At 70.7% G+C, this 6,444-nt stretch carries 3 protein-coding genes; all 3 read right to left on the bottom strand.

Features of this window, described 5'->3' with window-relative positions:
• Positions 1-1,221 (bottom strand): DUF58 domain-containing protein (locus EIO58_RS10700; protein WP_164861636.1); only part of this gene is annotated, 1,221 nt, incomplete at its 3' end.
• Entirely contained in the window at positions 1,221-2,192 is a 972-nt protein-coding gene (locus tag EIO58_RS10705; RefSeq protein WP_127819531.1) for an AAA family ATPase, read from the bottom strand. The genes EIO58_RS10700 and EIO58_RS10705, both read right to left, overlap by 1 nt.
• Positions 2,193-2,245: 53 nt before the next feature.
• Entirely contained in the window at positions 2,246-6,430 is a 4,185-nt protein-coding gene (locus EIO58_RS10710) for an Ig-like domain-containing protein (protein WP_240658729.1), read from the bottom strand.
• Positions 6,431-6,444 lie beyond the last annotated feature (14 nt).

Below are 6,444 nucleotides of genomic sequence, written 5' to 3' on the forward strand. Positions count from 1 at the left end.
GGCGAGCTGGTCGAGCGCGCCGACCGTCACGACGTTCGCCTCGCCGATCCGCCGCAGCGACGGCGTCGCCCCCATCTCGGCGACGACGGCCAGCACGCGCGCCCCGAACGGGAGGCGGCTGCACGCGGCCCGCAGGTCGTTGGCGTCGACGCGGCTTCCGCACACGAGCACCACGACGCTCGCCGCCGGAAGCGTGGCGGCGACCACGCCCGCCAGATCGACCATGCGACCCGTGCGCGGACCCGAGTGCGACAGACCGGAGAGCGAGTCGAGGAACTGCTTGCCTGTCGCCGACGGCAAGAGGCGCTGCTGCACCCGCACCTCGACCCGCTGCGAGTCGCGCAGCGCCCGAAGGCCCAGGGACCCCGCGGCCGAGATCGCCAGTTCGAACTCGGCGTCGTCGCGGTAGTCGACCGCGTTCGTCGTGAGCCCGATCACGAAGTGCGAGCGGCGCGTCTCTTCGTACTGTCTCACCATGACGTCACCCGTGCGCGCGGTCGACTTCCAGTGCACGTGCCGCAGATCGTCGCCGGGGTGGTACTCGCGGAGCGCGTGGAACGACACGTCGTCGCGCGACAGGTCGGTGGCGGGAAGGCCCTCGAGGTCGCGGAGGAATCCGAGAGACTGCCCGTCGAAGTTCACGGTCCGCGGGTGGACGAACAGGTCGACGGGCCGATCGCGACGGTGGACGCGTTCGAAGAGGCCGAGCGGATCGCCGCGGACGACGCTCACCGGGCCGACCTTGACGACGGCACGGCGCGACGTGGGGATCGCGAACAGCTCCTCGGCCGAGGCGCCGGGGGCGAGACGGTGGATGTCGAACACGCCGCGTCCGGAACCCACCGGCAGCAGCACGCGCGAGGGGAGGATGGCGCGGCCGCCGGTGTTGGCCAGCGTGAGGGCGCCGACCGCCCGCTCCCCGACGACCACGCGCGTGCGGTTGAGGTCGAGCGTGATGTCGTACGCGGTGCGTCCGATGAGGAAGAGCAGGCACAGCGCGAGCACGGTGGTGACCACGACCGCCGCGACGGTGAGCTCCCACCATCCGAGCGCCCGGCCGAACACCCACAGCACGATCGCGGCTCCGATCAGCACCCACGCGACGGGACGCACCACCGACAGCACGCCGCGGAGAGCGCGCAGGGCGGGGCCTGCGTGCTCCGCGAGCCACGCGCGGCGGTCGGCTGCTGTGGCCGTCGCCTCGAGTGCGTCGGTGGTCATCAGGCGGCGGACCTCGCCTGCGGTGCGGCCACCGATTCGAGGACGCGCGCGATCACGGTCTCGGCCGAGGTCCCCGCGAACTCGGCCTCGGGGTCGAGCACGATGCGGTGCGTCCACGACGGGCCGGCGAGCGCCTTGACGTCGTCGGGCAGCACGAAGTGGCGGCCCTGCGCGGCGGCGAACACCTTGGCGAGGCGGATCATCGCGAGCGACCCGCGCACCGAGACGCCGACGCGCGTCGCGGGGTCGTCGCGGGTCGCCTCGGCGAGCTGCGCCGTGTAGCGCAGCACCGCGGGGTCGACGTGCACGCTCGCGGCGAGGTCGGCCATGTCGGCCACGGCACCGGTGGTGATGATGGCCGGGAGGTGGGCGGACGGGTTGCGGTCGGCGGCGCCCGCGAGGATGCGCTCGGCGACCGCGAGGTCGGGGTAGCCGATCGAGGTCTTCACCAGGAAGCGGTCCAGCTGCGCCTCGGGGAGCTTGTACGTGCCCGCCTGCTCGATCGGGTTCTGTGTCGCGATCACGAGGAACGGCCGGCCGACCTCGTGGGTCACGCCGTCGACCGTGACCCGCGACTCCTCCATGACCTCCAGCAGCGCCGACTGCGTCTTGGGCGACGCGCGGTTGATCTCGTCTGCGAGCACGATCGAGGCGAACACCGGGCCTCGGTGGAACTCGAAGCGATGGGCCGCCTGGTCGTAGATCGTGACGCCGGTGACGTCGGAGGGCAGCAGATCGGGCGTGAACTGGATGCGGCTGCTCGTGCCCTGCACCGTGGCCGCGAGCGCCTTCGCGAGGCTCGTCTTGCCGGTGCCGGGGGCGTCCTCGAGGAGCACATGGCCTTCGGCGAGCATCGCCGAGAGCACGAGGCCGACGACCTCGCGCTTGCCCATGAGGGCCTGATCGACGTTGTCGACCAGGCGCGCGAAGGTGCCCTGGAACCAGGCTGCCTGCTCGGGGGTCATCGTCATGTCGTGGGTCTCTCGTTCTGGGGAAGGGTGGGCACGGGAAGCGGGATGCGGCGCTACCAGGTGGCGCGCTCGCTCCACTCGGGATTGCCGCCGATGATCCGCACGTAGTGATCGCCGGCGAAGCCGTTGTAGCAGTTGAGCTCGATGGATCCGTTCGACGGGATGTTCACCGCGAAACCCGCGTTGTTCGCGAAGTAGCCGTCGACGTCGTAGCACTCGATCCGATAGGAGCCGCCCGCGAAGTTCTGGGTGTTGAGCACGTACTTGTGGCAGCCGTTGCCGAGCGAGTTGGTCGAGCAGCCCGGGACGAACGAGCCCTTCGTCGTCCAGGCGCGCGGCTGCGGCCGGGGCTCGCTGGTCGCGGCGTCCGAGACGACCCGTGAGACCTGGTTCGCGGAGTCGTAGGCGCGCACGTCGATCGTGTGGCGCTCGTCGTACGCGTTGCCGACCACACGGTTGCCGCTCGGCTCGACATCCTGCCAGCCGCCGCTGTCGATCCGGATCTGCACCTTCGTGATCGGACGCCCGTTCTCGGACGGAGCGCTCCAGCTGACGCGGACGCTCATCCCTGCGCGCTCCGCGCCGACACCGGGGTCGTTCACGGGACCGTAGGGCCTGGCCGTATTCGACGGCGCAGACGCCGCTCCCGCTTCGCTCGCTCCAGCGACGCTCGATACGGCGCGCACGCGGGCGGTGTAGTCGGTGCCGTTGGACAGTCCGCCGATCTGCCCGTTGCCCGGAAGGGCCTGCCAGTTGCCGTTGTTCAACGAGACCTCGTAGCGCACTTCTCCTTCGCCGGCGCCGTTCATCGGCCCGGGCTGATAGCTGACCGTGACCATGCGATCGCCTTCGCGCAGGTTCACCCCGGTCGGTGCGCCGGGCGGAGTGAACGCGCGCTGCGGCGCGGAGTTCGGGCTGAACTCGCCCCAGCCGGCCTTGTTCTGCGCGCGCACGCGGAACGTGTAGTCGGTGGTGGACGTGTCGACCACGACCGCCTGGCTCGTCTGCCCCGCAGCGACCGGGATCGAGTTCATGACGGTGCCCCCGCGGAGCACGTCGAGCTGGTACCCCGAGATCGGTGCTCCGTTCTCGGCCGGCTTGACCCACGCGACCTGGATCTGCGCCTGGGATCCCACGGGTTCGAGGCGCGACGTCGTCGGCGCCGCGGGCGCCTCCGGAGGCCCTGCGGGGATCTCGTCGAGCGACCACGCGCTCCAACTCGACGGCTCGGGCGCGCGGTTCACGGCCTGCACGCGCACCTGGTACGCGGTGCCGTTCTCGAGCCCCTCCCACACCAGGGAGTTGCCGACCACTGCGGTCTTCTGCCCGATGCCCGACGGCGGCGCCGGTGAGATCTCGAGGTTGAACGACTCCACCGGCGAGCCGGGGGTGGGCGGCGTCTTCCACGACACGGAGAGGCTGCGGTCGCCGAAGACCAGGGCCGGGGGCTCGGGGGTGTCGGGACGCGCGTCGGGCCGCGCGGTCTCGGACGGCGCTGACGGGTCCGACGGTCCGACGCGATTCTCTGCGACCACCGTGAAGTTGTACTCCACGTTGTTGGTCAACCCGTCGAGGGTGCAGGTCGTGGCGAGACAGGTCTTCTCGTAGTTCCCGGCGGTCGACGAGACCAGGTACCGCTCGATCTCCGCTCCGTTGTTGGCCGGCGGCGTCCACGACAGCACGACGGTGCGATCCTGCACGCTCGAGACGGTCGGCGTTCCGGGTGCGTCCGGCTTTCCCTGCACGGTCAGGCGGATGCGGCCCTCGACCTCGCGGTCGGGGTCGCCCGTGGCATCCTGCACTCGATACCGGACCACCATCGTGCCGAAGAACGAGTCGTCGGGGGTCACGCGCACATCGCTCCCGGCGACATCGACGGTGCCCTGACCGGTCTCGACCAGCGCGGTCGTGACCTTCAGCGCGGTCTCGGGGAACGGGTTCACGTCGTTCGCGAGCACCGGGACGGTCGTGGTCTTGCCCTGATGCGCCTCGGGCACGATGTCGTCGTTCGCCGTCGGCAGTTCGCGCGTCGACGCGATGACGCGCACGTTGACGATGCCGTCGACGGGTTCGGTGGTGCCGTCGCCGATCCGCAGGCGGATCGTGCCGGCCGTGCCCTTTCTGGTGTCGGCAGCCGCGCTGACGCGCAGCTCCTGCCCGTCGACCGACGCCGACATGCCGTCGGGCGCCCCTCCGACCAGCTCGTAGCGCATGCCCTCGAGGTCATCGACGTCGGGATCGGTCGTGAGGCCCAGCAGATCGAGCATCACGGGGTCCTCGCCGGGCGCCACATCCACCTGACCGGTCACGAACGACGGCTGCTGATTCTCGGGTGGCAGCACGGTGATCGGCAGCACCAGCGTCGCCTTGCGGCCCTTCGGGTCATCGGGACCCGTCCCGTCGGTGACCTCGAAGGTGATCGCGTCGGGGCCGAAGTAGCCGTTGGCGGACGTGTACGCCAGGGTCGTCTGGTCCTTCACGAGCGAAGATCCGTCGCTGTGGGCCGCCGTCACCTTCGCCGCCTCGGTGATGACGACCGTGCCGCCTCCGGCAGCACGCACGTGCTCGGCCAGCGGGATCCCGACGGTCTCGCCGCTGGCGACCTCGATCGGCACCGTCGTGATGACCGTCGGCGGCAGCGATGCGAGCGAGGGGACGTGGATGAAGGCGGATGCCTCGTTCCCGTCGCGATCGGTGACGGTATAGGTGACGAGGCGGTTCTCGTCACCGAGTGTCACCCGGATCCTGCCGTCGCCCAGCACGCGGGCAGTCGACTCCCCCACCGTGACCTCGAGGTCTTCGATGGTGCCGTCGGGGTCCTCGTCGTTGGCGAGCACCTCGATGTCGACGCGCTCGTCCTCGACGTCTTCGGCGCGCACGTAGTCGTCGCGGGCGATGGGCCGCTGGAGCGGGACATCGTCTGCGACCGTGATCTGCAGCACCGCCTTCGCCTCGGCACCGCGGGAGTCGCGGATCGTGTACTGCAGCGACGTCTCGACCGGCTCGCCGGGCGAGGTGACGATCACGCGGTTCCCGTCGACCTTGGCCGACAGCCCTGGGACGTCGGGAAGGATCAGGCCGTCTCTGACCAGCCCGAACTCGTCGCCGTCGGGGTCCGAGTCGTTCGCGAGCACCGGGACGGCGACTCGCCGGTCCGGGCGCATCAGCACGGCGTCCTTGACCGCGTACGGCGCCTGGTTGACGCTCTCGGGCGGCGCGATGCCGATGCGGACGGATGCGGTGGCCTCGGCTCCGAGCCGGTCCCGCACGCGGTACGTGAAGGTGTCGACCCCGGCGGTCTCGTCGAAGGCCTCGTACTCCAGGTAGTCCGAGCCGGTCTCGACGATCCGGCCCTTCTCAGGCGCCGATGCGAGGCCGACCAGGCTCACCGAGTCGCCGTCGGCGTCGATGCCGTCCAGCGGCACCGGGATCCGCACGCGGCTGCCCGCCAGTACGCGCGACGTCAGGTCGCGGGGCCTCGGGGCGGCGTTGGTCTCGGCGTTGACCGGGAGGACCTGGATCGTGAGGTACCCGGCATCCTTCTGTCCGGTGCTGTCGACGACCTCGTACGTGCCGTACACGGTGCCCGGCTCGTCCGACGCGCGGAACCGCACGGCGTCCTGCGACACGAACATCTCGCCCTGCTCGGACGTGATGAGCGGTGGCACGAGATCTGGCGCGACGTGGATGACGTCGTTGTTCGGGTGGTAGTCGTTCTCGAGCACGGGGATCGTCACGACGTCGCCCGCGCGCACGACCACCTGGTCGTCGTTCGCGACCGGCGGCCGCAGCTGCGACGGTGCGGGGATCGGGATGACGATCACATCGCCCTCGGCCGACTGCGCGCCGTTCGAGATGCGGTACGAGATGCGCACCTGCTGCGACAGCGCGGCCTGGTCGCTGATGCGCAGCGTCTCGTGGTTCAGCACCGCGACCGCGATGCCCGAGTTCGGCTCGACGGTCACGGACTGCACGACGAGGATGCCGCCCGAGGGATCGGAGTCGTTCGCCAGCACGTTGACGAGCACGTCGCCGCCCGCGGGCAGCAGCGCGACATCCCGCACCGCCACCGGCGGCAGGTTCGTCTCGCCCTCCGAAAGGACGTCGACGCGCACGAGCCCCGGCACGCCGCCGGTGCCCGCCGCCACGAGGTACTGCACGTAGTAGGTACCGGGGGTGGCGGAGGTGAACGTGAACGTCTTGTTCGAGTAGTCGGGCACCACGTCGGCACCGGGCACCGCGTCGACGCGCG

Origin of the sequence: Microbacterium sp. CPCC 204701 (assembly GCF_004010105.1) — a bacterium.
Classification (GTDB): domain Bacteria; phylum Actinomycetota; class Actinomycetes; order Actinomycetales; family Microbacteriaceae; genus Microbacterium.

Excerpts from the sequence above, each read along its gene's own strand:
- EIO58_RS10705 (WP_127819531.1), bottom strand. The coding sequence starts at position 2,192 with ATGACGATGACCCCCGAGCAGGCAGCCTGGTTCCAGGGCACCTTCGCG.